At 46.4% G+C, this 26,898-nt stretch carries 32 protein-coding genes and 1 riboswitch; of the genes, 11 read left to right on the top strand and 21 right to left on the bottom strand.

Translation table 11 applies throughout. The features are described 5' to 3' along the window. The 13 genes from AC4EHK_RS03275 to AC4EHK_RS03215 all read right to left on the bottom strand — a co-directional run bounded on the left by AC4EHK_RS03275 (window position 1) and on the right by AC4EHK_RS03215 (window position 12,289). Window positions 1-549 carry a bifunctional adenosylcobinamide kinase/adenosylcobinamide-phosphate guanylyltransferase gene (locus tag AC4EHK_RS03275; protein ID WP_490977365.1) on the bottom strand — a complete coding sequence of 183 codons (549 nt, stop codon included), beginning with the start codon at window positions 547-549 and terminating at the stop codon, window positions 1-3. Beyond that, complete coding sequence (locus AC4EHK_RS03270; RefSeq protein ID WP_490977364.1) at window positions 531-1,610, bottom strand: pyridoxal phosphate-dependent aminotransferase; 1,080 nt, start codon at window positions 1,608-1,610, stop codon at window positions 531-533. Before AC4EHK_RS03270 ends, AC4EHK_RS03275 begins: the two co-directional genes overlap by 19 nt. Next, entirely contained in the window at window positions 1,597-2,550 is a 954-nt protein-coding gene (gene cbiB, locus AC4EHK_RS03265; protein WP_490977918.1) for an adenosylcobinamide-phosphate synthase CbiB, read from the bottom strand. The genes AC4EHK_RS03270 and cbiB overlap by 14 nt, the downstream gene beginning before the upstream one ends. After that, complete coding sequence (locus tag AC4EHK_RS03260; RefSeq protein WP_490977363.1) at window positions 2,547-4,013, bottom strand: adenosylcobinamide amidohydrolase; 1,467 nt, start codon at window positions 4,011-4,013, stop codon at window positions 2,547-2,549. Before AC4EHK_RS03260 ends, cbiB begins: the two co-directional genes overlap by 4 nt. 2 nt (window positions 4,014-4,015) lie before the next feature. Next, entirely contained in the window at window positions 4,016-5,008 is a 993-nt protein-coding gene (locus AC4EHK_RS03255) for a FecCD family ABC transporter permease (protein WP_490977362.1), read from the bottom strand. Beyond that, entirely contained in the window at window positions 5,001-5,978 is a 978-nt protein-coding gene (locus AC4EHK_RS03250; RefSeq protein ID WP_490977361.1) for an ABC transporter substrate-binding protein, read from the bottom strand. Before AC4EHK_RS03250 ends, AC4EHK_RS03255 begins: the two co-directional genes overlap by 8 nt. Before the next feature lie 34 nt (window positions 5,979-6,012). Then, a complete protein-coding gene (locus AC4EHK_RS03245; RefSeq protein WP_490977360.1) occupies window positions 6,013-6,141 on the bottom strand; it encodes a hypothetical protein in 129 nt (42 codons plus the stop codon). Next, window positions 6,128-6,314: riboswitch (cobalamin riboswitch) on the bottom strand. (Overlaps the previous gene by 14 nt.) Window positions 6,315-6,360: 46 nt before the next feature. Further along, a complete protein-coding gene (gene argS / locus AC4EHK_RS03240) occupies window positions 6,361-8,022 on the bottom strand; it encodes an arginine--tRNA ligase (RefSeq protein WP_490977359.1) in 1,662 nt (553 codons plus the stop codon). After that, the gene (locus AC4EHK_RS03235) at window positions 8,019-8,429 is read right to left on the bottom strand and encodes a YwiB family protein (protein ID WP_490977358.1); all 411 of its coding nucleotides are present in this window, start codon (window positions 8,427-8,429) and stop codon (window positions 8,019-8,021) included. The genes argS and AC4EHK_RS03235 overlap by 4 nt, the downstream gene beginning before the upstream one ends. Window positions 8,430-8,593: 164 nt before the next feature. Continuing rightward, window positions 8,594-9,091, bottom strand: a complete 498-nt coding sequence (locus AC4EHK_RS03230; protein ID WP_490977917.1) for an antibiotic biosynthesis monooxygenase family protein — start codon at window positions 9,089-9,091, stop codon at window positions 8,594-8,596. 539 nt (window positions 9,092-9,630) lie between these two features. Beyond that, window positions 9,631-10,503, bottom strand: coding sequence for an agmatinase (gene speB, locus AC4EHK_RS03225; RefSeq protein WP_394121377.1), 873 nt, complete (start codon window positions 10,501-10,503; stop codon window positions 9,631-9,633). Between the two features lie 3 nt (window positions 10,504-10,506). Further along, window positions 10,507-11,340, bottom strand: coding sequence for a spermidine synthase (speE, locus tag AC4EHK_RS03220; RefSeq protein WP_490977357.1), 834 nt, complete (start codon window positions 11,338-11,340; stop codon window positions 10,507-10,509). Between the two features lie 430 nt (window positions 11,341-11,770). Then, a complete protein-coding gene (locus AC4EHK_RS03215) occupies window positions 11,771-12,289 on the bottom strand; it encodes a YwhD family protein (protein WP_490977356.1) in 519 nt (172 codons plus the stop codon). Between the two features lie 61 nt (window positions 12,290-12,350). Between AC4EHK_RS03215 and thmT the strand changes: the two genes are divergently transcribed. Then, window positions 12,351-12,536: a 2-hydroxymuconate tautomerase gene (gene thmT / locus AC4EHK_RS03210; protein ID WP_038704761.1), complete on the top strand. Its 186-nt coding sequence runs from the start codon at window positions 12,351-12,353 to the stop codon at window positions 12,534-12,536. A 49-nt stretch (window positions 12,537-12,585) separates the two neighbouring features. Here thmT and AC4EHK_RS03205 read toward each other — a convergent pair whose 3' ends face one another. The 3 genes from AC4EHK_RS03205 to lipL are packed head-to-tail and all read right to left on the bottom strand — an operon-like array spanning window position 12,586 to window position 15,261. Continuing rightward, window positions 12,586-13,080 carry a YwgA family protein gene (locus tag AC4EHK_RS03205; protein WP_490977355.1) on the bottom strand — a complete coding sequence of 165 codons (495 nt, stop codon included), beginning with the start codon at window positions 13,078-13,080 and terminating at the stop codon, window positions 12,586-12,588. After that, the gene (locus AC4EHK_RS03200; RefSeq protein WP_490977354.1) at window positions 13,081-14,385 is read right to left on the bottom strand and encodes an HD domain-containing protein; all 1,305 of its coding nucleotides are present in this window, start codon (window positions 14,383-14,385) and stop codon (window positions 13,081-13,083) included. It abuts the gene before it with no gap. A gap of 54 nt (window positions 14,386-14,439) precedes the next feature. Further along, window positions 14,440-15,261, bottom strand: coding sequence for an octanoyl-[GcvH]:protein N-octanoyltransferase (gene lipL, locus AC4EHK_RS03195; RefSeq protein WP_490977353.1), 822 nt, complete (start codon window positions 15,259-15,261; stop codon window positions 14,440-14,442). Between the two features lie 175 nt (window positions 15,262-15,436). On the opposite strand from lipL, the gene hemQ reads away from it, so the two are divergent. Next, window positions 15,437-16,186 carry a hydrogen peroxide-dependent heme synthase gene (hemQ, locus tag AC4EHK_RS03190; protein WP_490977352.1) on the top strand — a complete coding sequence of 250 codons (750 nt, stop codon included), beginning with the start codon at window positions 15,437-15,439 and terminating at the stop codon, window positions 16,184-16,186. Window positions 16,187-16,508: 322 nt separating this feature from the next. On the opposite strand, the gene AC4EHK_RS03185 is transcribed toward hemQ, so the two are convergent. From AC4EHK_RS03185 to AC4EHK_RS03170, 4 genes are read right to left on the bottom strand one after another with little or no spacing between them, the layout of a single operon-like run. After that, window positions 16,509-16,886 (bottom strand): DUF423 domain-containing protein, encoded by a 378-nt coding sequence (locus AC4EHK_RS03185; RefSeq protein WP_490977351.1) that lies wholly within the window; start codon window positions 16,884-16,886, stop codon window positions 16,509-16,511. A 20-nt stretch (window positions 16,887-16,906) separates the two neighbouring features. Next, window positions 16,907-17,167, bottom strand: a complete 261-nt coding sequence (locus AC4EHK_RS03180) for a YwdI family protein (protein WP_490977350.1) — start codon at window positions 17,165-17,167, stop codon at window positions 16,907-16,909. Between the two features lie 59 nt (window positions 17,168-17,226). Further along, window positions 17,227-17,901 carry a uracil-DNA glycosylase gene (locus AC4EHK_RS03175; RefSeq protein WP_490977349.1) on the bottom strand — a complete coding sequence of 225 codons (675 nt, stop codon included), beginning with the start codon at window positions 17,899-17,901 and terminating at the stop codon, window positions 17,227-17,229. Window positions 17,902-17,906: 5 nt separating this feature from the next. After that, window positions 17,907-18,626 (bottom strand): DUF4230 domain-containing protein, encoded by a 720-nt coding sequence (locus AC4EHK_RS03170; RefSeq protein ID WP_490977348.1) that lies wholly within the window; start codon window positions 18,624-18,626, stop codon window positions 17,907-17,909. 70 nt (window positions 18,627-18,696) lie between these two features. Between AC4EHK_RS03170 and AC4EHK_RS03165 the strand changes: the two genes are divergently transcribed. The 7 genes from AC4EHK_RS03165 to AC4EHK_RS03135 all read left to right on the top strand — a co-directional run bounded on the left by AC4EHK_RS03165 (window position 18,697) and on the right by AC4EHK_RS03135 (window position 23,868). After that, entirely contained in the window at window positions 18,697-18,951 is a 255-nt protein-coding gene (locus AC4EHK_RS03165) for a hypothetical protein (RefSeq protein ID WP_490977347.1), read from the top strand. Between the two features lie 60 nt (window positions 18,952-19,011). After that, window positions 19,012-19,845: a pyridoxine/pyridoxal/pyridoxamine kinase gene (gene pdxK, locus AC4EHK_RS03160; RefSeq protein WP_490977346.1), complete on the top strand. Its 834-nt coding sequence runs from the start codon at window positions 19,012-19,014 to the stop codon at window positions 19,843-19,845. Between the two features lie 184 nt (window positions 19,846-20,029). Further along, the gene (locus AC4EHK_RS03155) at window positions 20,030-20,353 is read left to right on the top strand and encodes a PadR family transcriptional regulator (protein ID WP_490977345.1); all 324 of its coding nucleotides are present in this window, start codon (window positions 20,030-20,032) and stop codon (window positions 20,351-20,353) included. Continuing rightward, window positions 20,353-21,105 carry an HAAS domain-containing protein gene (locus tag AC4EHK_RS03150; RefSeq protein WP_490977344.1) on the top strand — a complete coding sequence of 251 codons (753 nt, stop codon included), beginning with the start codon at window positions 20,353-20,355 and terminating at the stop codon, window positions 21,103-21,105. The genes AC4EHK_RS03155 and AC4EHK_RS03150 overlap by 1 nt, the downstream gene beginning before the upstream one ends. 198 nt (window positions 21,106-21,303) lie before the next feature. Further along, a complete protein-coding gene (locus tag AC4EHK_RS03145; RefSeq protein ID WP_490977343.1) occupies window positions 21,304-21,654 on the top strand; it encodes a YojF family protein in 351 nt (116 codons plus the stop codon). A 14-nt stretch (window positions 21,655-21,668) separates the two neighbouring features. Further along, on the top strand, window positions 21,669-22,358 hold the full coding sequence (gene bshB2, locus AC4EHK_RS03140) for a bacillithiol biosynthesis deacetylase BshB2 (protein ID WP_490977342.1): 690 nt from the start codon (window positions 21,669-21,671) through the stop codon (window positions 22,356-22,358). Between the two features lie 157 nt (window positions 22,359-22,515). After that, complete coding sequence (locus AC4EHK_RS03135; protein ID WP_490977341.1) at window positions 22,516-23,868, top strand: YjiH family protein; 1,353 nt, start codon at window positions 22,516-22,518, stop codon at window positions 23,866-23,868. A gap of 72 nt (window positions 23,869-23,940) precedes the next feature. On the opposite strand, the gene AC4EHK_RS03130 is transcribed toward AC4EHK_RS03135, so the two are convergent. Beyond that, entirely contained in the window at window positions 23,941-24,885 is a 945-nt protein-coding gene (locus AC4EHK_RS03130) for an L-threonine 3-dehydrogenase (RefSeq protein WP_490977340.1), read from the bottom strand. 464 nt (window positions 24,886-25,349) lie between these two features. On the opposite strand from AC4EHK_RS03130, the gene AC4EHK_RS03125 reads away from it, so the two are divergent. Both AC4EHK_RS03125 and AC4EHK_RS03120 read left to right on the top strand, forming a co-directional pair. Continuing rightward, window positions 25,350-26,177 carry an amino acid ABC transporter substrate-binding protein gene (locus tag AC4EHK_RS03125; protein ID WP_490977339.1) on the top strand — a complete coding sequence of 276 codons (828 nt, stop codon included), beginning with the start codon at window positions 25,350-25,352 and terminating at the stop codon, window positions 26,175-26,177. Continuing rightward, window positions 26,164-26,865, top strand: a complete 702-nt coding sequence (locus AC4EHK_RS03120; RefSeq protein ID WP_490977916.1) for an amino acid ABC transporter permease — start codon at window positions 26,164-26,166, stop codon at window positions 26,863-26,865. Before AC4EHK_RS03125 ends, AC4EHK_RS03120 begins: the two co-directional genes overlap by 14 nt. Window positions 26,866-26,898 lie beyond the last annotated feature (33 nt).

The raw sequence follows: 26,898 nt of genomic DNA, 5'->3' as shown, positions 1-26,898 counted from the left end.
TCACTTCCTTCTGAATGCCAGACCGTTTTCCATCTCAATGGCCTCGCCGGCTTGCTGCACGAGCCAAATATGGATTCGCCCGAGCCAGCATTGGTAAAGTTCGTCGCGCACGAAGTCGTCCAGCACTTCGTTCGAGACGACCGTCAAGACATCGACCGTATCCAGCAGATCAAGAATGGTTTTTTGCAGGCTGCTCCATTTTGCTTCCATGCAGCCTGGCAGTTCAGCGCACACGCTGCCTTTTTCCCAACCTTCATAAAGTTCATTAGCGAGCCAGGTTGTCACGCAATCCCACAGGACCAAATCGTTCGGCTGCAGCTCTCCCAAAACACTGTCCATACGATAAGCTTGCTCTATTGTATGCCAGCCACCTTCCTGCCGATCTTGCCGGTGGCGTTCGATCCGCTCTTTCATTTCTTCATCATGTGCCTGGCCACTCGCCACATACACTTTCCGGCCGCTGCCAGAAGCACATACAATCGATTCGGCATAGGCACTCTTGCCGCTGCGGACACCACCGCTAATAAAAACTAGTTGGCCTCGAGCCATTCGGTGATCGCCTCCCGAAGTTTTTCCATGCTTTCTGCAGACTTCGTACCAATACGGAACCATTTGCCGTCCATTCCCAGAAACGATTCGGTATGGCGCAAGACGATTCCTTTTGTCAGAAAATCTGTGAAAAACTTGGCGGATTGGTGTGGATCCGGAAGTTGAAACGACAGGAAATTAACGGCAGAATTGCTTGTCCGGCAATGGTGTGCTGCGAAAAACTGCTGCATGATCAATCGCTCTTCCGAGGCGGCTTTGATGATTTTGTTGCGGTAAGCTGATTCTTTAAAAAGGTCTGCGCCGATCGCAGCGGATAAGGAATTGACGTTCCAGTGTGCAGATCCATCTTTCAATTGCTTAATTGTTTCGGCTTTGGCAACAACATACCCAAGACGCAGCCCAGGAATGGCATACATTTTGGTCATAGAACGAACAACAATAACAGTTGAAAATTCCGCTAAAAATGGCATAAAGGAGGCCGTTTCTCCAACAAAATCGATAAACGCTTCGTCGATTATGAGTTCACAATCATGTTCCTGACAAATTCGCGCTATTTCTAGTAGCGTATCAAGATTCAGCAAAACTCCTGTAGGGTTATGCGGGTTGCATATGTACAGCGCCGCACAGCCAGGGACCGTTGCTCGAACATCTTGAACCATCAATTGCCAATGGTTTTCGGGTTCCAGCTGAATCATACCGATCTCAACATGTTCCGCTTCCAAGGTTTGGCGGTATTCCGAAAACGCCGGTTCCACCAGTACGACTTTCTTGCCCCGGTATCTTTCGGCGAGCCAAGTAAATACTTCAGCGGCACCATTTGCTGTGGCGACTTGACTGGCTCCAACCTGATGAAACGCAGCTGCTGCTGTTCGAAAAGGCTCGCCGTCCGGATCTGGATAAGACCCTACCAACTCCAGCAGCTGCGGCCAGCGTTCCGCGAGAAATTCAGGAGCTCCGAACGGATGGACATTTTCACTAAAATCCAAGATTTGTTCAGGTGGATTGATACCGGCCTGTTTGTAAAGGCGCAGTGGATTGGCTCCATGATTAGGCAATTCCACACAAAATTCCTCCTATCGCAAATAAAATAAAAAAGCCGATGGTGACCGTCTGCATATGTCTGATTGCCTCGGTAATGTGTTCGGCTTCCAGCGGATAAACCGGTGTCCCCATGCGCGCACGATGCGACTCGACTCCCTTATAGCGATTTAATCCGCCGAGCTCTACCCCTAATTGCACGGCAGTTGCTGCTTCCAGCCAGCCGCTATTGGGGCTCGGATGCTTGGGTGCATCCCGCAGCCACTCCACAAAACGCTGACGCATGGTGAGTGACCGTTTGTTTTGGGTCATGGCCAAAATCAAACATCCGGTCAAGCGGCTCGGTATAAAATTTAGCACGTCGTCTGCTTTTGCAGATGCAAAGCCGAATTTCTCAAATTCTTCATTCCGATAGCCAACCATGGAATCGAGTGTATTGACCGCTTTATACAGCCACAACCCCGGTGCACCAAGCAGGAAAGCCCAAAACAATGGCGCAGTTACACCGTCACTGGTGTTTTCCGAAACCGTTTCCACGACCCCCCGCGTGACTTCGCCTTCATCCAATCCATTTGTATCTCTGCCAACAATCCATGACAGTTTTTCACGTGCCAATGCCATGTTTTTATTTGTAAGCGGCTTGTACACATCCAACGCAGCATCTTTCAAGCTTTTTTGGGCAAGCCCGGAAGCAATCAGCAAGGCTTCTACGGCTATTCCTGCAAAAACATTTACAGCATAGGCAAACGCAACAATCGAGTAAACCATTAAAAACACCGAAATTGCTATGGTTCCAAGCAACAGGAACCCATTTTGAAAAGCATTGGGTCCTTGGTTCCAGCGGCTGGTTAGCTTGCGAATTGCATGTCCGATCCAGCGAACCGGATGCGGCCAATTCGGCGGATCCCCAACAATTCGGTCGATGACTAAACCTAGAGCGATGGCTGTAAGATGCGAAATCATAGGCTGCTTGCTTTCGCCGTTTGATACAGTTTGAGCGCTTCGACCGTACACTCGAATACGCCTACACCAACCAATTTCCCAAGCTCAGTAATTGGACCCGCGTACGGCAGAGGTTCGCCCTGCTGCGTCGCTGCCACCAAACAACTGTCGGTGGACGTTCCTGTTGCAATCGTCCCGGTCAATGGATCTTTGACTTGCTCCTGCTGAAGCGCTTTTGTTTTGGCTTCGGTCGCGGTGATCATCGCTTGAATAAAAGCTTCTTCCGACAAAATACCATTGACTAAAATCCAAGTGTTGATGGTGCCCACGCGAAGCGTACGTTCAACTGCTTTTGAAACATCCACACCGTTGCCGACACCTGCGGTTACAGCAATAACAACGGACCCGAAAGGACCTTCGTATTCTTTGACGATGGCGTCCTGGGTCTGGACCGCGGTCATCATTCCCACCGTGTCGGTCGCCTTCAAACCACTTTGTTCAATAAACTCAGACATTTCTTGAACGCTATCGTTAACATTGTAAAAAGCGTCCACGTGCCGGTTCATAAAATTGCGGAACCATCCGGAACCCGCATTCACAACAGCAGATGACACGGTTTTTAACGGAATGGGACTTTGATAAAGCACCATTTCCTCAGAAACTTGAAAATTTTCGGCACGTATGCAAACGTTTGCTGATTCACGTTCAACTCCCGGCAATAAGGTAATCTGTGGTTTTGGCAGTTCAGGGTGTGGGTGATTGCTGACTCGCGTGTTGTAAACGGTCTCGATATCCTGCTCCCGTACCACTTCATGTGGTTCACCAATGCGGACCACACTTCCCTCGTCCAGCAGCAGCAACTGGTCACAGTACATAGATGCCAGATTGATGTCGTGAAAAATAGAGACAATCGTCAAATCTTTTTCAATGGCTTGCTTTTTAATAGTATCGAGCAACTCTTTCTGGTGGTTAATGTCCAGGTGATTGGTTGGCTCGTCCAATAGCAGTATGCCTGCATCCTGTGCCAATGCTTGCGCCACAAAAACACGCTGCTGTTCACCGCCCGACATCCGATCAATTTGCGTTTTTTCGTAATGGCTGATGTCCATCAAACGCATCGCTTGCACAACAGCCTGCTCATCTTCTTCCGACCAGGAAGAAAACCAGCCGCCTTGATGCGGATACCTGCCGAGTGACACTGTTTCCCGGACGGTATGGGCAAAGGCATGTGCATGCAATTGGGGCAATACCGCCATTTTTCTCGCCAGCTCTTTGGCAGGGAAATCTACGATTGATTTGCCATCGATCCGAACTTCTCCACTCGTTGCCGGCAATACGCCGCTGATCAGTTTCATCAACGTGGATTTGCCGCTGCCATTTGGTCCCAAAATACCGAGAATCGAGCCTTTATTGACGGTAAATGACACGTCTTTAACGATATTTTTATCGTCATACCCGCCTGTCAATCCAGTTATTTCAAGCATGCTCATGCTCCTCCTTTGCGTTGTCGGAAAAAGATGAAGGCAAATACCGGCGCCCCGATAAATGCAGTAATGACGCCTATCGGCAATTCAGTTGGTGAAATAATCGTCCGTGACACCAAGTCGCAAACGATTAACAAAGCCGCTCCATTAATGAACGACAGCGGCAAAACATGCCGATGGTCAGATCCCCAAAGCAAGCGGGTCATATGTGGAACTACCAAACCAACAAATCCGATGGTGCCGGAAACCGAAACAGCTGCTCCGGTCAACACCGAACCACCAATCAAGATGGCCATTTTGCTCTTTTTGACATCCACACCCAAATGCTGTGCCCGCTCTTCCCCGAACAGCATGGCATTCAACTCACGTCTCTTCAGCCACAATACGAACGAACCGATTAACACGAATGGCAGTGCCATCCGCACATAGGGCCAGCCGCGCATCGACACACTGCCCAACAGCCACCCAATGATTTGGCGCAGTTCTTCCCCGGTTAATGCAATCATCAAGGAAATGATGGACCCAAGAAACGAACTGAAAATAATCCCGGTCAATATGACCGTTTCCATTTTCATCGAACGATCTACCATCTTTGCAAAGCTCATCACTGCAAACATCGTCAGCAAAGCACCGATCATGCTCATGACCGGCAGTGTAAAGGGTCCCAAAAATGGAATGCTGATACCAAAAAAGAGCGTCATCACAGCGCCGACGGAGGCACCGGAAGACACTCCCAGGGTGTAAGGATCGGCCAATGGATTTTTCAAAAGCCCTTGGAACGCAGCACCGGCAATGGCCAATGCCGCACCGACAAGCCCGGCTAAGACGACGCGGGGCATACGGATATTCCATAAAATATTGGCAGCTGCCTCATCCGATGAGGGATTCCACAGCACGACCGGTGATATCGACACCGTTCCAACCGTTACCCCAAGCAACACGGCCCCTGCTAATATAAGCAGCGAGACGCAGTATGCCAGAACGTTTTTATTCATTGAACACATCAGGATAAACGGCTTGCGCCATTTCCATCAGGCCTTCCGATAAACGTGGGCCTGAACGGGTGAGCATATCCGAATCCAGGTTGTAGACCGCATCTTCTTGAACAGCTGTTACTTCGGCAAAGCCGCTTCTTGATTTGATCAAATCAACTGCGCCTTCTACATAAGCGCCTTCTGTTGTTACGATGACATCGGGATTAGCAGCAACAATAGCCTCTGGGTCCATGCTGACCCAGCCTTCCAAATCACCGGCAACATTTTCAGCGTTGATGAGCGTCAGCATTTCATCCATGAATGTTCCACTTCCTGTCGTAAAAATATCAGGCTGGCTGCCGACTTCTAAAAAGACCGTTTTGGGCTCTTCAATTGTACTGGCTATTTCTTCGATTTCGGCCACTTGCACTTCCATTTCTGAAACAATGCTTTCTGCCTCTTCCATCGTGCCTGTCGCTTGCGCGATTACAGTGATGGAATCGTATACTTCTTCAAAGCTGACTGCGTTGTTGACAACAAATACTTCGACACCGGCATCACGTAATTGCTGCAAGCCAGCATCTCCGACACCCAGTCCCGATTCATGTGCCAGCACGAGATCCGGCTGAAGGCTGATGATTTTTTCCACATTGAATTCCTGGCCGCCGATTTTCTCTACTTCTGCAGCTTCTTCCGGATAGTTGTCAAAATCAGAAACGCCAACCATTTTGTCGCCAAGTCCTAATTCATAAGCAATTTCTGTATTTGAGGGCACCATCGACACGATGGCTTGCGGCTCTTCTTCGATGACGATTTCATCCCCGACAGCATCTGTCAAAGTCACTGGGTACTCAACTTCTGCCACTTCTGTTGGCGGCTCTGCTGGTGTCTCCACGTCCTGTTCTTCTTCAGGCGTTGCCGTTTCACCGCATCCTGCCATCAAAACCGCAGCCAATCCTGCGGTTGCACCAAATTTCCAAATCTTCTTCATGAATAAATCCCCCTTGATGTTTTTAGCTTTTAAGTTAGCCGCTAAGATAAGGCACTTCTTTAAACAAAAAATCCCCCGCAGCATTCTGCGGAGGATGGAAAGGACGACATAAAAAAACATGCGCATCCAGCCTTTCCTCGCAGGCGTTTGGGTGTGTTTTCATAAAGGCAGGTCTCCTGGCTTGTGGTCGTTGGTTTCTGCACCTTCCCGAAGCATTGCTTCAGTGGCATTTTGCAGATTCCTCTCACATACAGTGGCGGGACCGCGCCGGAGTTGAACCGGCTTCCCTTTTAACTCATGTTCTTAGACATAAGCACCTTTATGAATTGTTCGTATATTCGATTTGTTGTCTTCATTATACACGTAATTGGCAGTCTGTCTCTTACATTTTTTCTGGAGCTGCCACACCCACTGTTTTCAGTGAATTGGCCAAGGTCGTTTTCACGGCTGTAATCAAAGCAAGGCGCGCACTTGTCAGTTCTACATTGGATGCGTCCAATACTTTATTGGCGTTATAGAAACTATGGAAATGAGAAGCCAGTTCATGAATATACGTCGTGATGCGGTGAGGTGCGCGCTGCTTGGCTGCATCGGCAATCACCTGAGGGAAATCCCCAATTTTCTTCAATACATCAATTTCTTTCTCAGATGTCAATAAAGCCAAATGATCCTGCGAAGCAGTTAAGCCTTGTTCTTCCGCCTGGCGCAAAATGGACGAAATGCGCGCATGGGCGTATTGCGAATAGTAGACTGGATTTTCATTGGACTGCGAAACAGCCAAATCCAAATCGAAGTCCATATGGGAATCGCCAGAACGCATTGCGAAGAAGTAACGCACCGCATCCAAGCCAACCAATTCAACCAGCTCGCGCATCGTTACCGCTTTGCCGGTCCGTTTGCTCATCTTCATTTTTTCGCCGTCTTTGTACAATTGCACCATTTGAATGATGCTGACTTCCAGCGTCTCGCGATCATAGCCAAGTGCTTGGATCGCTGCTTTCATGCGCGGAATATAGCCATGGTGATCAGCTCCCCACACATTGATCAGCTTGCCGAATCCGCGCTGCAACTTATCTTCGTGATAAGCGATATCGGGCATTAAGTAAGTGTACGTGCCATCATTTTTGATCAGTACACGGTCTTTGTCGTCTCCAAACGTTGTGGAGCGAAACCATGTCGCGCCTTCTTCTTCAAAAACATGGCCATTTGCACGCAGTTTAGCCAAGGCATCGTCAATTTTGCCGTTTTTGTATAGGGACGATTCCGGGTACCAAACGTCAAATTCCACACGGAAATCTGCAAGGTCCTGCTGCAGTTTGGCCAATTCGACTTTCAAACCGTGCTGGCGGAATGCTTCAAAACGTTCTTCGTGAGTCAAGCTGACGAATTTGTCGCCATGTTCTTTGACTAGGTCATTTGCAATATCTTTGATGTCTTGTCCGCGGTAGCCATCTTCCGGCATGCTATCGCCTTTGCCAAGCGCTTCAAAATAACGGGCTTCGATCGACAATGCCAAGTTGTTGATTTGATTGCCGGCATCGTTGATGTAATATTCGCGTGACACTTCGTATCCTGCCAGGTCCAGCACATTGCACAGCGAATCGCCGACAGAAGATCCACGGGCATGGCCCAAATGCAGATCGCCTGTCGGGTTGGCTGAGACAAATTCCACTTGGACGCGTTCGCCGCCGCCCGCTGTTGAACGGCCGTATTCGGTGTTCTGCTCCAGCACGGTTGTGATCACATCCAGCAAATAATCATTTTTAATCGTAATATTGATAAATCCAGGTCCAGCGATTTCAACTGTCTGGATGTTCGCGGCCTCTTTATCCAGGTTTTCGACAATTGCTTCGGCTATTGCACGTGGTGGCTTTTTCGCCAGACGCGTCAATTGCATCGCAACGTTCGTGGCATAGTCGCCATTCGTCTTGTCTCTTGGGGACTCCAGTTGGACTTCAACCGGTTCGGTCGTCAATTCTGCTTTTTCGATTGCTTCTGCAAATGCTGTTTTGATTGCGTGTTGCACTTTTTCTACTGCGTTCATCCTTTAGCCTCCATAAACTGTATTTCCATTTCGTATTCGCCGACATGATCCAAGCCGAGTGCCAGATCATAACGGACCATAAAGCGCGTATCGCTGACCGACAGCTCGTGCGCTTTGGTCGTCAGCATGAATGACCCTTGTTCATTGGTCAGATTGCCGGTTTGTTCTTTATGTAATAAAAAAGGTAGCCGCATCTGCAGGCCGCCGCTTCTCATAATCACCGCTTCATCTTCTTGAAGTTTGACCGTCGTCCGGATTTCAAGGTCCTCCTGCTGTTCTGCGTATTGCAGGTAGCGCAACTTGTTTTTTTCCGTCAACGTTCCGTGGGATTCCAGGACCATCACTTGCTCTTCCATATCCGGCTGGCGGATCGTCGTTGTCAGTTTAATTGTCACTGTCTTTTGCATGGTTCTCCGCCTCCCCGTCCTTTGATAACCTTTATATTATAGCTTGACTGGCCTGTTTTTTTCAATGAAGGATTCGCAGGAACTGTCGATTCAACAAAAGACCATCTGGTTTGGCCGATGCCAAATCCAAATGGTCTTGGGGTTTTGTTCGTTATAAGCACGTTTTATCTTGTATAGGTCGTTACGAAAGAAGGACGCGGGAAAATATTTGGACGCTTGTCGATGCCTTCTGCAGTGCCGCGTTTGGCATGGGCATGCCCGTAAGCCTGCGACTCCTGCCAATTTTTAAACGATTGCTCGTCTTTCCAAATCGTGAGAATGGCGTATGTATCCGAATCTATCGGTCTCAATACACGGATTGCCGCAAAGCCGGGTTCTTTCTCAACCATTCCCGCACGGTTCTGAAAGCGCGACTCGAACAGTTCACGGCCTTCTTCTGTCACCGGAATATTATTGAACACTGCATAGTAGCCGTCGTTAATATCTCCGACAGCATTGAGTACCTCATAAGCTTCCGCTCCTTGAATGCCAGGACCGCCTTCAGCTTCATAGAGCAAGACTGCTTCCTCGTCATTCACCAGGTAAATCAATCGGGCATTTGCCAAATTCGCCATCAGCATCACAGCCTGGTCGCGGTGGCCGGTCCATTTATACAATTCCATCGTCAGCACCTCTTCCACTAGTTCGTCCATTCCATCTTACTGCTTTTAATCGGAAGAATCTATTCAGAACAATCTCTATGGAATGCAAAAACCGATCTGAAGATTTTCAGACCGGTTTTAACGGATAAACTATTCGATATAATTAAGAATTTTCATGTTTTAAGCCATTTAAGAAGAGAAGGTATGAAGAAATCGCTCCAGGCGGACGCTTTCCGGGGGGTACGGCCTCAGCCGCTTCCTTCGCTTTGCTCAGTCCAGGGTCTTCAGCTCGTACTGATCCCCCAGGAGTCGCCGCCCTCCACTATTTCTTCTAAAAGAATTGCAGTTAACATAGCGGTAAACTAATCAGTATGATATGAAGCAAACCAGTGGAGACCCCTATGGAGCTGCATAACTACATTGAGAAATTTAGATAGCCGCCAAGCCAGAAGTAGTTCAGATCAAAACCTTAGCCGTTGACGTCACGGCTTGCTGGCAAGACAGAAAGTTTCCTGGCTTCTTGCGGGAGTCCTTTCCAATATAGATTCTTCATCTTTCTCCTATTTTATCCAACCCAAAATCATTTCGCGCATCAGCTTGCTGGCTGTGTTGGCGGTTTGGTCGGAATGATCGTAGACGGGTGCAAGCTCGACAAGGTCGAAGCCGACCACGTTGACGCCTGAAGCTGCGATTGCGTGGATCGAAGCGAGCAGTTCGCGGGATGTGATGCCGCCTGCGTCGACTGTGCCCGTGCCTGGTGCATGCGCTGGGTCCAACACGTCCATATCAATCGTTACGTAGACATTGCGGCCTTCCAATGTCGGCAGTATTTCTTTCAACGGCTCAAGCACTTCAAACTTTGAAATGTGCATGCCTTGCTCTTTTGCCCACTCAAATTCTTCTTTCATGCCTGAGCGGATGCCGAATGAATAGACATTTTTCGGTCCGATGTGGTCCGCAATTTTGCGGATCGGCGTCGAATGGGAATATTCCTCGCCCTCGTAGTTTTCACGAAGATCGGTATGTGCATCAAAATGGATGATGGCCAAGTCGTCGTATTTGCTGGCGACTGCTTTCATGACCGGCAATGACACCAAATGCTCGCCGCCCATGCCCATTGGGATTTTATTGTCTGCTAAAAGCGTGTGGACGTAAGTTTCGATTTCTATTAGGCTTTTTTCCGGATTGCCGAACGGCAACGGAATATCGCCTGCATCAAAAAACTTGACGTCGCCCAGCTCGCGGTCAAGATACGGGCTGTATTCTTCCAATCCGATCGACACTTCACGGATTTTGTTCGGGCCAAAACGGGATCCCGGACGGTAGCTGACTGTCCAATCCATCGGCATGCCGTAAAGAACGGCTTTTGATTCTTCGTAATTCGGATGGCTTTTGATGAATACTTTTCCTGAGTATGTCTCGTCAAATCTCATCGCTTATTCGCCTGTTAAATCTTTCACGAATTTCGGCAAGACGAAAGCAGCGTTATGCAGCTCAGGTGTATAGTACTTCGTATCGATTTCATGGAAACGCTCAGCCGGCACTTCCAGCGGGTTGTATTTTTTCGAACCGATCGTGAATGACCACAAACCGCTCGGGTAAGTCGGGATGTTCGCGAGGTACAGCTTCGTGATCGGGAAAATCTCACGGACATCGCTTTGGACTTGTTTGATCAAGTCCGGAGTGAACCATGGGTTGTCTGATTGCGCCACAAAAATACCATCTTCTTTCAAGGCTTTCGAAATGCCTGCGTAGAAGCCTTTTGAGAACAAGTTGACTGCCGGTCCGACCGGTTCAGTTGAATCCACCATGATGACGTCAAATTCATTGTCAGATTCCGCAATGTGCATAAAGCCGTCTCCAACGATTACTTCTACGCGTGAATCTTCCAAGCCTGATGCGATGCTTGGCAAGAATTTTTTCGAGTACTCGATTACTTTGCCGTCAATGTCGACAAGCGTCGCTTTTTTGACAGATGGGTGTTTCAGAATTTCACGGATGACGCCGCCGTCTCCGCCGCCAACGACCAAAACATTCTCTGGGTTCGGGTGCGTGAACAATGGTACGTGCGCCACCATTTCATGATAGACGAACTCGTCTTTTTCAGAAGTCATGACCATGCCGTCCAAAAACAGCATGTTGCCCCATTCAGCCGTTTCCGCCATTTCCAAATATTGAAAATCCGTTTGTTCTGTATGAAGCGTTTTGTTTATTTTCATTGTAATTCCGAAATTCTCTGTTTGCTTTTCTGTATACCAAAATCCTGCCATCTATAATCAAACTCCTTTTCAATCTGAATCGAATCCACTTAAAAAAGTATAAGTGTTTTCCATAAAAGTGCAATATTTTTTTCCTCTTCTTCTTTACCCGTCTGCAGTGCCGCTACACTCCAAATAAAAAGGTTTTCTGTACAGGGAATTTTTTCCCTTCACAGAAAACCTTTTTAAAGCCTGATGGTGCGGAGAAAGAGACATGAGGCATTGGGCTTGGGTTTTATCGCAATGGCTCACGGCACTTGCTCGCTATCAGGTGTCCTAGCTTTCTATTGAAAAGCTGTAGCTCTAGTGTACTGCCTTTTATAGACAACTTCAACCATCCAATGGAAGCAAATTGAAATGTCACATTCTGTTCAAAAAACTGCATTTTTAGTAGATATTTCGTTTTTTCATGTACGTACTTTATTGACTCTAGAAAAGTTGTTTACTTGCGGCCAAGGTCATGGTGAAGCTGTTCGGCACTGCGTTGCCACATTTCCGGATTATGGGTTTCCAAGTATTCGGCCAGCACCCGTTTTGACGGTTCATCCATGTGGTCAACAAGAATTTTGCGCTTCATTGATTTGTCCATGCGGTTGACGTGATCGGCTAGAATTTTATAGCCGCGCCGCTTTTCCCGGTTGACGACCATTTCACACGATGCAACGCCTGCGTAGTACGGGCCTTCCGGATTGAAGTCGATGGTGATCCACACAAGCCAGTAATCTTTGCCGCCGGCAGAATCTTCACGGTTTGTTGTAAACTTAATGCCGCGCTCTACTTCACTGCGGGCGTGCATCGCGCCGATGTCAATAAACGCTTCCTGCTCCTGCACGTCAATAAACAGCGGTGAGACGTTTTCCAAGGATAAAGAACCGATGCCATAGCCTTTATGGCCGGCTGTCGGATCGTTTTTTATAATGGTAAAGCCTACTTTTTGTTTTGGTTTTTCTTCGTTCGCCATTGTCTGATTCCTCCGTTCTGCTATGATGATAGTATTCTCAAGAAAAGGAGCTGTACCCATTATGCCATACGTAACTGTAAAAATGCTCGAAGGCCGCACAGAAGATCAAAAACGCGCACTTGTCGAGAAGGTATCCGAAGCTGTTTCTGAAACAACGGGCGCACCTATCGAAAACGTCACCGTCTTTATCGAAGACATGAAGAAAACCGATTACGGCACAAAAGGCAAATTGTTTTCAGATCAGTAAGAAAGCATTCAAAACTCCCGTAGCGGGAGTTTTTTCGTTTCCCCTCTATTTACGAACGAAGTTCCTCTATAAAAGCAAAAGCTTCATCAATTTCCTCAGCCGTAAAGTTCAGCTTTCCTTTGACAACATGCAGTTTATCGATTTGTTCCTGACGATTTAAATTATCAAAATACAGAAGCGTTGCGGTCAATTCCAAAAAACGACCGCTTTTGGCATTCAGTTTTTCTGCCGTCAGCGGGTTATTCAAAACCGATTTCCCCAATACTTTACGGAACTCCTGGCCTTCTTCCGTGACGCTATATCTATATTGAACGTAAGAGCCTTTGTCTTCTAATGCCTCGGACAAGAACCCCATATCGCATAATTCATGTACACGAGCAGTCAGTTCTTCTGAATACGGCCCGTAAATATGGAACTCGTACTTTTCCTGAAACGGCATGTCCATTTTTTTCATTATGTAAATCATTTTCTGCAATTTCTTGCGGCCGGTGACACCTTCCGCTGTGGCAATAAAGTCCACAATTTTTGCGTGTTCCTGGAGCAACTAGAGCCCTCCTTCTCGAAGCATTTCCAAAATCTGCTGCTTGATGGCTTTTTTCTTGCCATCGATCAACAGTTCCGCTGGAAAGTACAATTTATAATCAGTTCTGCGTTTGCCGGAAATGGCGTCGACAATCTGGGACAAACGGGACAATTCCTTGATGTCGCCGTTTGGCATCAGCAAATGGATCGGCAGCCGCTCTTCTTCCTCGCCCGGACGGTAAAAATCGTAGGGCAGATCGGATGTCGAGTCATCAATCAAATAATACTCCGGATCGATGCCGGCAGAATGGAACAGTTTAGCAAGTTCACCTAATTTTTTATAGTCCTTGCCGGGATCAAAATCGACATATTGAAACAATCTGCGGTTAACGAAACGGTCACAAAGATCTGACAAAATCGGATCGCGTTCGTTCATCCACAATTGGAAATACGTCATCAATACGCCTTCATCCAGCGCCAAATATTCTTTTAACGTAAAGCTGCGGTCAAAAAACGCCAGAAAGTGGGTCGGCGGCTGAGAAAATTTATAGCCGCTCTCGCTCAATTCTTTTGCACGCTGCAGAATTTTCCGCAAAATCACTTCTGCGCTGCGGGCAACCGGGTGGAAATACACTTGCCAGTACATTTGGTAGCGGCTCATGATGTAATCTTCGACGGCGTGCATGCCGCTCGACTTAATAACTACCTGATCATCCAGCGGACGCATAACCCGAAGAATCCGTTCCATGTCAAAATGGCCGTAAGAAACACCAGTATAATAAGCATCACGCTGAAGATAATCCATGCGATCTGCATCGATCTGGCTGGAAATCAGCGACACGACTTGTTTATTTGAATAAGTTTTGGCAATAACTTCCGCCACTTTCTTTGGAAAGTCTTTCGATACCTTCAACAGGATTTCATTGACTTCGGTATCTCCCAACAAAATTTCCCGCGTAAACTCCTCGTGGTCAACAGCAAAAACTTTTTCAAATGAATGCGAAAACGGTCCGTGGCCCAGATCGTGGAGGAGCGCAGCGCACAAAACAACGAGGCGTTCGCTTTCATCCCATTCCGGACGGCCATGAAAAATATCATCCGAAATTCTTCGGACTATTTCATAAACGCCAAGCGAGTGGTTAAAACGGCTGTGTTCCGCGCCGTGGAAAACTAAATACGAGGTGCCCAATTGCTTGATTCGGCGCAAACGCTGAACTTCCCGCGAGTTGATCAGATCCCAAATCACTTGGTCGCGCACATGGATATACCGGTGAACCGGATCTTTGAAAACTTTTTCCTCAGCTAACTTTTGCGTTGCGTAGCTCACTCGCGCACCTCCAGATTTTTCATGTACCAGCTATTCTACACTAGCGCCTCTCTTCTATTCAAGAGGGCGTTCCAGCATTTTGCGGTTCCGTTCGACGACCCGCTCCAAATAAAATCCATACAATTCCGTCTCACTTGGCTGCAGCGGCATCGGTCCCGGCGCTCCCATCAAAGCATGGAGATCCAGCACCACTTCCTGAACTGTAATCTGTCTGCCCAGCAGCTCACTGAGCGAAGCCATTGTTTCGGGTTTTATTTCCGGGTAGGCAAACTTTGTTTCTTCGCCTTGCAATCCAGTCTCATAGAATTCGCGGATAACTTTTGCGCGCTCTGAGCCGCTGCCTTCGATGCACAAATACACTTGCACCGCAATGCCGCGGCGGATTCTCCGCTGTGAGATGCCCGCGAATTTACGGCCACCAATGCTCAGGTCATAGGATCCCGGGCAATACGAGCCGGTAATTTCATAAGCCTCAATATCAGCTTCTGGAAACAGTTCCCGGATCAAATCAAGCATCAGGTCATAGCCAGCCGATATGTCGATCGCGTTGTCCTTTTCCGACAGCACGAGCGAAATGTTCAAGACGCCGGCGTCCAGCACCACCGCCAGTCCGCCTGAGTTCCGGACAATCGGCGTAAAGCCGTGTGCCTTCAGTGTATCCATGCCTTCCTCAATATGCGGCAGCCGGTGATCTTGAATTCCAAGGACCACGGTATCATCATGCACCCACGTACGGACGGTAGGGGCGCTTTTTCCCGATCCCACCAATTCACAAAGTGTATCGTCCGCTGCAAACGACTCCAGCGCAGAACGGTTTTTGGCGCTCAAGGACTGATCCCAGAAGCGCCAGGATGTTTCTTCAAAAAATAACGGCATGGCCATGTCTCCTCTTCCTGCAATTCCTTGTCTTCAGTTTACCCTTTTCGGGACCCGCTGAAAACCCGAGTGCGTCATGTCAAATTGGTGACAGCCATTAGTTAACAAGGCAGTCAAAGAGACGTTGTGATAAACTGGTTGGTGAGAGATTTACATTAAAAGGAGTGTTTGAGCAATGAATGAAGCAGCGATTACATTAGACGGCTGGTACGTCCTGCACGATTTCCGGTCAATGGACTGGGTATCATGGAAAATGCTTGAGGACGAAGAACGCCAATTCGCGATCGACGAATTCCAGGCATTTATGGAAAAAGTAAACCAAGCCGATGAAAATAAAACCGGCGCACACGCTTTGTATTCAATTGTCGGCCAAAAAGCCGACTTGATGCTGATGATGCTGCGCGAAACAATGGATGAATTAAATGAGCTTGAAACGGAATACAACAAACTGACATTGATCGCTTATACAGTTCCAACGTATTCATACGTTTCCGTTGTTGAGCTGTCCAACTATTTGGCTGGAAAATCCGATGAAGATCCTTACCAAAACCCGCATATTCGTGCGCGCCTGTATCCAGAGCTTCAGCGTTCGCAGTACATCTGCTTCTACCCGATGGACAAACGCCGCGACGGCGATGACAACTGGTACATGCTGCCGATGGACACGCGTAAAGAATTGATGCTGTCCCACGGCAAAATTGGCCGCAGCTATGCTGGCAAAGTTAAACAGATTATTTCTGGATCTGTCGGCTTTGACGACTACGAATGGGGCGTGACCTTGTTCGCAGACGACGTTCTCCAGTTCAAAAAACTAATCTATGAAATGCGCTTTGACGAAGTCAGCGCGCGCTACGCCGAATTCGGTTCATTCTATGTCGGTACAAGACTAGATGCCGAAAGAACCGTTAAATTTTTAGACGTTTAATCAATGCATGCTGAAAGCCGCCTTTTTGGGCGGCTTTTTTGTTTGATTTGTATGAGACCGCACCTCGTGAGATGATTTCCGCACCCCAAACGAATGAAAGCGCACCTCGCAGACCCATTTCCGCACCTCAAACGTCTCAAAGCGCACCTCGCTGCAAAATTGGCGCCGATTTCCAGTTGGGATTTACCAGTTATTTGGATATACTTTCTGTCTCAAGTAAATTACTTTCTATTTCTGTAAAAATACTTTCCAAATCAGCCTGTTTACTTTCCACAACCCAAAAAGAGGGCAATCCGCACAAGCGAATTGCCCTCTTCCACTATTACAATGCTTTTACTGCAGCAATGATGACCATTACCCAAGCGGCGATAAAAGCAACGCCGCCGATTGGCGTGATGGCACCGAGAATACTGATTCCAGTTAAGCTTAAGACATAGAGGCTTCCTGAAAAAATGACAATTCCAGCAAGCATTAAGTAGCCTGCCCAGTTTAATGAGCTAAGGGAACCAAGAAGAGAAGAGCTCATTAGGATGGCAATGACCATTAAGCCAACCGCATGAAACATTTGATATTGCACAGCAGTTTGCCATGTTTCCAAATACTTGTCCGCAACGCGTCCTTCCAGCAAATGGGCACCAAACGCGCCAAATGCGACAGACAGAAGAGCGTTAACCGCTCCGGCAATCAAGAAAAACTTCATATTCAACTTCCTCTTTCCATTTAAAATTCAAACAGCGAATCGCCGTTTGCGTCTTCTTCTTTCAGCTTGTTGACGGCAGAAACCGCCTGCGGCTGAGGGGAAGCAAGCGGCATAGCACGCGGTGCTTGCTTCTCGATCATCGGTTGATCATCCTCCAGCAGCAAATCGCATAATGCGCGGATCGCCGCGACAGAGTCACGCACTTTTGCAGGATCGCTGGTTCGGGCACGCATGGTGTGTTTATCAATTTCAGTTAAAATACGCATCGTATCGATGGCCATGGTACAGCCCCCTCTCCGTTTCGAATTAACTCCAGTTTACCACGGCATTCTATCACAGGTCAGTCTAAACAGAAATCGATCGGCGCTTGGCCGCGGCTTTGTAACAGACTGTTCACTTTTGAATAGGGCCGGCTGCCAAAAAATCCACGGCTCGCGCTCAGCGGGCTCGGATGCGGCGCTTCTAAAACATCGTGCTTGTTGAGGTCGATGAGCCGTTTTTTCGTTTGGGCAGGTTTTCCCCACAACACAAAAATAATCGGCTCTTCGCGCTCAGACAATTTACTGATCACTTGATCCGTAAATGTTTCCCATCCTTTATTGCGGTGCGAATTTGCTTCACCGGCTCTTACGGTGAGGACGGTGTTCATCATCAGCACGCCTTGGTCAGTCCATTTCGTCAAGGTGCCGTCCTGTGGTTTCCCGCAGCCAATGTCTTCCTTCAATTCTTTGAGCATATTGCGCAGGCTCGGTGGATGCGGCACTCCCGGTTGGACCGAAAAGCTTAAGCCATGTGCTTGGTTCGGTCCGTGGTAAGGGTCCTGTCCCAGAATTACCACTTTGACATCTTGGTACGCAGTATGTTCAAAAGCCGACCAAATGTTTTCCATGGCAGGGTAAATGGTTTTCGTTGCATACTCTTCTTTCAAAAACTCACGCAGTTCTAAATAATAAGGCTTCTCGAACTCTGCACCTACAACATCCTGCCAGTCATTGTGAAAAATTTGTTTTTTCATATCTCTCACTCCTCAAACTCTACCGTTACATCATAGTCAACCAAATTGAACATTTCTTGAACCGAACGAGCCGCATTGTCTTCTGCAGTTTGCAGCACACCTTGGCCCTCCGTTTCTTCGAGCATCAGGTTTTTCGCCTCTTCTGCCAGTTCGTAAGCTTCAGAAATGTCAGCCCCACTGCGGAATAGCCCTTCATATGAATACACTTCTACTTGGTCCATAAAAAGCTCTGGGCCTCCAAGAAATTCTGCTGGCGGCAAGGTTAATGTGGCTGTTTGGGCTTCTTCATCAAGAACGATGTCGTCCTCGCCCACTTTGGAAAAATCGATGCCAGCGCGGACCGATCCGGGAATCACGACAAGCAATTGCCGTCTCGTGCCCGGCAGATCAAGCCCGATTTCCTGGCCAAATACCGCATTGTCTTCGCGTTCAATAATGACTTTTGAAAAAGCTTCCGCTGTCGACAATTCATTCAAGTCCTGCACACGTTCTAAAAAAGCGCCTTTGCTTTCGGTAAAGGTGCTGCCTTGGATCATCCAAAATGCACCGAGCGGCAAAGCCACGGCTAATAGCAATAAAACCGCGATTAGCACCAGAAACGAATTGCGCCATACACTCATCATCAATTTCGTGCTTTTCCAAAAGCCGGATTCTTTCGTATTCCCTTGCTCTTTCATTTCTGCCAATAAACGTTCGATTTCTGTCAATTTTGGATCTTTCGCCAAGAAAACCCCTACTTTCCTATGTTCTATTCATCCTGGCTTCATGGTACGATTGCTTAAAGGAGCGATCAGGATGGCCGATTGGCGAGAAAAAATCACCAGTGTTTCAAAAACTAAAGGCACAAGTGCACCAGAAGGCGCAAAGCGCGCCGGATTGGGCTGTCTTGGCCTACTTGTAGCAGTTGTTTCCATTCTAACATTACTTATTGCGATTGGTCTTTTTAAAAGCGGCTTTCTATTGATGGGCATTTTCACCACCATCTTCCTGCTAATCTGCATTGCCACAACTGTTTTGCTGCTTGCGCCAAATAAGCGCAATCCGTTGTAAATGCTCGAATTTTTGTTAAAATGGTGGCAATGACATAATCCACTTAAAGGAGATATTCGAATGACACTCAAAAAAACCTTAACAATCGCTGGTTCTGACACTTCCGGCGGAGCAGGCATACAGGCAGACCTTAAAACATTCCAGGAACACGGCACATACGGCATGAATGCATTGACCGTTATTGTCACTATGGATCCTGAAAATGGCTGGAGCCATGGAATTCACCCCATTGCACTCGATACGCTGGATGCTCAATTAACCACAGCGTTTTCTACCGGTGTTGATGCGTTGAAAACGGGCATGCTGCCAACTGTCGATATTATCGAAATGGCCGGCAAAGCCATTGCCGAATCTGGCATCAAAGATGTTGTCATTGATCCGGTTATGGCGTGCAAAGGTGAAGACGAAGTCCTATTCCCTGAAAACGTGGATGCCATGATCCAGTATTTATTGCCAAACGCCAAAGTTGTGACACCAAACTTGGTAGAAGCAGGTCAATTATCAGGACAAGGTACTTTGCAGACTGTGGAAGATATGCAAAGAGCAGCTGAAAAAATCTACGCGCACGGCGCTGAGTATGTAGTCATCAAAGGCGGCAAGCAGTTAAAACATGAAAAAGCGGCCGATTTACTGTTTGATGGCAAAACACATTATCTGCTGACATCTGAAAAAACAGACACTACTTACAACCACGGTGCTGGCTGCACATTCGCAGCAGCAATCACGGCCAACTTGGCAAATGGCCAATCGGTCAAAGACGCAGTCTTGAATGCCAAAGTTTTTGTCGCAACAGCCATCCAGCACGGCTGGAAGCTGAATGAATATGTCGGCCCCGTTATGCACGGTGCTGCATCGAAATTTACAAAATCCGAAGTTGAAGTAACTGAATTATAAAATGGATCCGAACAGGCTGTCGCTGAAAGTCATGAAAATGACTTTCAGCGACAGTTTTTTTGCTGCACGAAATCTTTTTTAACTAACTTGTTTAACAACATAGTTGACACTCCATATTCTTCCATGCTATATTGCATTACAACCTAGTTAAATCATTAACTTACTTATCAAAGGAGATGAAGCGATGTCTTCAAGCCAAATGCTTAAAGGGATACTTGAAGGATGTCTTTTAGGCATTATTGAAAAAGGTGAAACGTATGGCTATGAAATGATTGAAAAATTAGAGGCCTATGGATTTCAAATGATCAGCGAAGGCAGCATCTATCCTGTTTTGATGCGCATGCAAAAAGAAGGTTTTGTGCAATCCGTTATGAAAGAGTCTCCAAGTGGCCCAAAACGAAAATACTATACGCTTACTGATGCCGGGCAGGAAGAGTATGAAGAGTTTAAAATGCGCTGGAATAATTTGTCCGATTCAGTCAATCGACTTGTAAAGGAGGAAAAATAATGATGTTATCGAGAGAAAGCGAAGAATTTATTGCCAACTTAAAGTTGTATTTAATGACCTCAGGGAAAAATGACAAAGAAATCCGTGATATTTCCGAAGAGTTGAAGGGCCACCTAGAAGATGCCGAAAGTCGTGGGAAAACCGTTGACAGTGTCACAGGAGGATCACCCGAAACGTATTTGAAGAATATTAGTAGTGAAATGAAGACTGATGTTTTCGGTATTCTTAAAGCAGCTCCCATGCTAATCCTGCTGCTTATCGCTTATTTTCTCACGGGATCAGCTATACGTGGAGATTTAAGTTTTTCTCTTTTGACGCTCATTGCTTATCCGCTGATTGCCCTACTTAGTCTCGCTGCTTATATTTACTTTTTACGTAAAATGAGTGTACGTACATGGTCAACTAAAAAAGCGATGTTCATCTTCATGTCAGTCCAAGCAATTACTATAATTTCTCTCGTTGCCGTGCTGTTTTTTGACATTTTTATACTCGATCCACTCTACATCCCTTCGCGAGAAATCATGTGGATGATTGCAGCTGCAGGAGTCGCTACTTTTATTGCTGGAGCCCTGTGGAGCAAATCCTGGATTACGATTGTTTTGCCGCTCCTATTATTTGGACCCGATTTCGTCATGCAGTTTATGGATGTAACGGTTACGCAGCAATTGATTGCCAGTTCCTCCACGCTTTACATTGGCTTAGCTCTCATAATTCTGTTTTTGTTTCTTAAAAATAAAAAGCAAACCAGTTAAAGACATTGATAAGCCAGGCTGGACGGATTAAAACATGATGTTTATTAGCTCGACTTAACTTGTTATCGAAAAAGTTACCATTCTTCATTAAATTTGACCGAGCTCTTAGAATGGTTCTTTCCCTTATAAGCATCCTAATCGCATTATCTGCCGTAATTCCCTATACTGTTAGAATACCGATTGTATAGGAGGCACATCATGGAACTAGTTGAAGTAAAAAAACTGCAGGTTGAGTTGGATGCATTCGCAGGCAGAGATGTCTACCTTCATTTGGAAACGACAAACGGCTCGTATGCGACGCATTTTAACGAAGGCTTTTTCAACGCCGGTGCATTTATCCGCAACGTTGTCATTAATTATGAACTTGGTAAAGTAGTCGGCGACAGCCCGCATCGCGTTGGACTGAAATTGCCGCATGGCTGGGTCTATGCGCAAGGCATAACCCATTACGAATTGGATGATCAGGGCCGCTTGCTTTTGGCAGGACACGATGGCTCTGGAAAATTGGCGGTAGCGCTGCAAATCAGCGAAACACCGTTCAGTTATTAAGGGAGGCACTCACAATGACAATTTCACAAGAACGCCATGTGCTGGTCGTCTTCCCACACCCGGATGATGAAGCGTTCGGAGTTTCAGGAACGATTACGACACATATCAAACAAGGCACTCCGGTTACATACGCCTGCCTGACACTCGGCGAAATGGGCCGTAACTTGGGCAATCCTCCGTTTGCGACGAGAGAATCACTTCCGGTCATCCGCAAAAAAGAGCTTCAGGCTTCTGCAGATGCAATGGGACTGACCGATCTTCGGATGATGGGGCTGCGTGATAAAACCATTGAATTTGAAGACGACGAGAAAATGGTCGGATTGATGACTGATTTAATTGAAGAGCTGAATCCTTCGAAAATCATCACTTTCTATCCAGACTTTGCTGTCCATCCGGACCATGAAGCAACTGCCAGAGCGGTTGTCCGTGCGGTTCGCCGAATGAAAGATCGCCCAACACTGCATTGCGTTGCTTTTGCGAACAATACTATGGAAGTGCTCGGACAACCTGATGTCGTCTACGATATCCGTGAAGTCCGCGATCAAAAAATGAATTCCATGAAAGCCCACATCTCTCAAACTGCCTGGATGCTTGAAGAAATGGAACACAAGCTCGAGCAAGGCGATCCCGAGACAGAAAACTGGCTGACAAAAGAACGATTTTATAATTATCGATGGGATGAAGATTTCGAAAAATCCTTTTAAATGAGCGATCCCTCAACTTTTTCTCAGTTGGGGGTATTTTTTATGAACGTTTTCAGATAATATAAACATTGGCTGTAAAGCGTTTTCATAAAGAAACGAATACATAAACAGTCATTAACATGCGTATTTATGCACTTAGAAAAAGGGGGAGTTATTTGTGAAAAAGTTTTCTGCTTCAACCTGGCTACTGTTTCTGATTCCTTCTTTACTCGGAATCCTGCTTTTCCTGGTGCCAATTCCAACTGAAGATGGCTGGATGGTAACCATAGCAGTTCTTGCCAACTTCATGGCTGGATCCATTGAATCCATCGTACCGTGGATTATGATGGGCATCTTGATTGTAGCCGCTTTGGGTTCATTGCTCTTTATTACGAAAAAAGTTAATGAAACAGAAGATGTTTCGTTTATCGACAAGCTTTTCAACGTCAATCTTTTCTGGACGATCGTTCGGATTCTTGGCGCAGTTTTTGCAGTTATGGTCCTGTTCCAAGTTGGACCTGAACCCGTTTGGAACGAAAACACGGGTGGCCTTCTGCTTGCAGGAGATGGCTTGCTGTCTTTCCTTTTTACTATCTTCTTGTTTGCCGGACTTTTCCTTCCACTTTTGATGAATTTCGGTTTATTGGAATTTTTTGGTACGATGATGGTGAAAATCATGCGTCCGCTTTTCCGTTTACCTGGCCGCTCGTCGATCGACGCTTTGGCATCATGGGTTGGAGATGGCACAATTGGCGTTTTATTGACAAGCAAACAATACGAAGCAAACAAATACACACAGCGTGAAGCAGCTATCATTGGAACCACTTTCTCAGTAGTTTCGATTACTTTCGCTATTGTTGTCATTCAGGAAATCGGTCTTGGCAACTACTTCTTGCCTTACTATGGAACTGTAATCCTTGCAGGTATTATTCTTGCGCTCATCATGCCGCGCATTTATCCCCTGTCAAAAAAACCAACCACTTTCATGGATGGTTCTCCACAGGAATCTCAGACAGAAGATGTTCCAGAAGGTTACAGTGTCGCTTCTCACGGCATCGAAAATGCGTTAACGAAGGCAGAAGATAACCGCTCCGTCAGCAAGTTTTTTAAAGACGGCTTTAAAAATGTGCTGGATATGTGGATCGGTGTTGCACCCGTCGTTATGGCGTTCGGTACAGTTGCTTTAATCTTGGCTGAGTACACGTCCGTATTTACAGTACTCGGATTGCCATTCGAACCGTATTTGAGATTGCTTGGTGTTCCAGAAGCAGCTGAAGCCGCGCAATTAATGGTTGTTGGATTCGCTGATATGTTCTTGCCTGCTATTTTGGGAGCAAGCATTGAGTCCGAGATGACGCGTTTTGTTGTCGCTACTATGTCAGTAACGCAATTAATTTACATGTCTGAAGTCGGTGGATTGTTGCTCGGCTCTAAGATACCCGTCAACATCTTTGACCTGATCATCATCTTCCTGCTTCGTACAGTAATCGCTTTGCCGATTATCGTCGGTGTCGCGCATTTGTTATTCTAATCAAACCTAAAAACGCCATCCGCATGCTGCGGATGGCGTTTTTATAATTTTCATCAATTCAACGAGATTCACTTAAACGAGCTGAAGCTTTTTTTTTAGTTTTTCCAGCATATCGAAAGTCATCGCATCCAAATCGTAAGAAGCTTTAAAGCCCCATTCGGATTTGGCCGCAGATGCATCAATACTATCCGGCCAGCTGTCTGCAATTTCCTGGCGGATTGGATCAACTGCATAAGACATCTTAAACTCAGGAATGTGCTTACGGATCGATGCAGCAATTTGTTCCGGCTCAAAGCTCATGGCGGTCACATTAAATGCATTTCGATGAACCAATTTCGCAGGATCTGCTTCCATCAAGTCAACAATGGCCTGCAGTGCATCCGGCATATACATCATATCCATATAGGTGCCTTCGGCAATGTAGGACGTGTAACTGCCTTGCTCGATTGCTTTGTAATAAATATCCACTGCGTAATCGGTTGTTCCCCCGCCAGGCTGTGCCACATTTGAAACCAATCCTGGAAAACGGACGCCGCGCGTATCCACGCCAAATCTCGTGTGGTAATAGTCACATAATAATTCACCAGCAACTTTATTGACGCCATACATGGTAGTCGGGCGCTGCAGCGTATCCTGTGGTGTATTGTTTTTAGGTGTCGATGGACCGAAAGCTCCAATGGAACTAGGTGTGAAAAATTGCATGCCAAGCTCACGAGATGCTTCGAGCGCATTTACAAGGCCGCCCATGTTTAAGTTCCAGGCAAGCAGCGGTTTTTCTTCAGCAGTCGCTGACAACAAAGCCGCCATGTGGACCATCGTATCCGCTCCAAAATCTTTCGCCAAATCGTGCATTCTTTGTGCATCTGTGACATCCAAAATTTCAAAAGGACCTGATTGGTCAGCAGTTTGGCGGATATCAGTCGCCAATACATTGTTGTGGCCATAAATGCTGCGCATTTTTCCGACAAGCTCCGACCCGATTTGTCCCAAAGCACCTGTAATCATAATTCGCTCCATTTTCAACACTCCTTTTCGATAAAACGATTGTCCTGCTTAAAAACACAAAATAATCCTTATAAACCTTGTTATTTTAAGCTTTATTATTAAGTTATTATAAGATGTTCTCTTTAAAAACACAAACATTTTTTTGGGATTAAGAACATCAAAGCTTGGCAGTCCATATCTCCAAAAGCTTTAAGTGCCGGCGGAATGACGTTTTGAAGACCCGTCAATAAAGTGGATTTTTTTTTGCGTTCACTTCATTTGAGACTGCTGTAAAGGCATGCTATAATAAATCAGCTTCAGGATTCTGTTAGTTTGAATATAAACATTCCTTTTTTTATTCTTAAACCTACTATTCCAGTTGGTCAAACTGGTTTTACTTTTTGCATTCATTATGGATGGAAGGAACTTAAAGGATTATAAACATTCATCACGGAATCACGGAACTCAAATTATAAAAGAATAGAGGAGAAATTTTTATGAAGAAATTTAGTTTGGCATTTTTATTATTGATGGCAATGTTGGTATTGGCGGCTTGCGGCGGCGGATCCACTGAAGAAGATCCAACGACGGATGATGCAGCGGAAAACGGCGAAGCGGCAGACGATCTACTTGCTAAAGTTCAAGAAGAAGGAACATTGGTGATTGGTACAGAAGGAACTTACCCTCCTTTCACGTTCCACGATGAGACCGGTGAACTAACTGGGTTTGATGTTGAAATCGCACGTGAAGTAGCAGATCGCTTGGGCGTGGAAGCTGAATTTCTTGAAACACAATGGGACGCAATGTTTGCAGGTTTGGATGCTTCCCGTTTTGATATGGTAGCCAACCAGGTTGGGATCAACCCGGAGCGCGAAGAAAGCTATGAGTTTTCAGATCCATACATCACTTCTACTGCCGTATTAGTAGTTGCAGAAGACGACACTGAAATTCAAAGCTTTGACGACTTGGAAGGCAAACTATCTGCACAATCTTTGACAAGCAACTACGCTGAAACAGCAACATCATTTGGTGCAGAACTTGAAGGCGTTGAAGGATTTAACCAGGCCATTGAATTATTAAATTCTGGACGCGTTGATGCAACAGTAAACGATAATTTAACCGTTTTGGATTTCTTGAATCAGCGTCCGGATGCGCAAGTAAAAGTTGTTGACGAGTCTGAAGATGCTGCACAAAGCGGATTGTTGTTCAGACAAGACAGCGGTGCAATCGTAGATGAAGTCAACCAAGCTTTGGCTGACATGATTGAAGACGGCACATACGATGAAATTTCAGATAAATGGTTTGGTGAAAATGTACTTGAATAGCATTTTTTCGGATCCGGTCAGAATGGAACGGCTTGTGGATATTGCGCAATCCTCATTTCTTCCATTAATCGAGGCAACGATTCAATTTACGTTGCCTCTTTCGATCATTTCCTTTATTTTTGGGTTGATCTTAGCAGTCCTAACAGCTTTGGCGCGAATTTCAACCGTGAAAATTTTCCAAATCATTGCTCGGATTTACGTTTCTATTATCCGGGGCACACCGTTACTGGTTCAATTGTTCATCCTATTTTATGGATTACCGACGCTCGGCATTACAATCGATCCATTTCCGGCGGCAGTTATCGGCTTTTCACTAAATGTCGGTGCCTATGCTTCTGAGGTAATTCGAGCAGCCATTCTGTCGATTCCAAAAGGACAATGGGAAGCTGCAGATACAATCGGAATGTCTTACACGCAATCGCTGCGGCGCGTTATTTTGCCCCAGGCATCGCGTGTTTCCTTGCCCCCTCTTTCGAATACATTTATTAGCTTGATCAAAGATACATCACTCGCTTCTCTTATCCTAGTGACGGAGATGTTTAGAGTCGCCCAGCAAATCGCCGCGACCAACTATGAGTTCCTGCTGTTATACGGACAAGCGGCCTTGCTTTACTGGATCATCTGCTTTGCCTTGTCACTCGTGCAAGGAAGACTCGAAAATCGTTTTGACCGCTATGTTTCCAGATAATAAAAGCAGTTCACTGATTGCAGTAAGGAGTCC

This window comes from Planococcus sp. TJ-307 (assembly GCF_058268435.1).
Note: the sequence above shows the minus strand (reverse complement) of the source record. Positions and strands in the feature narration are given on the sequence as shown.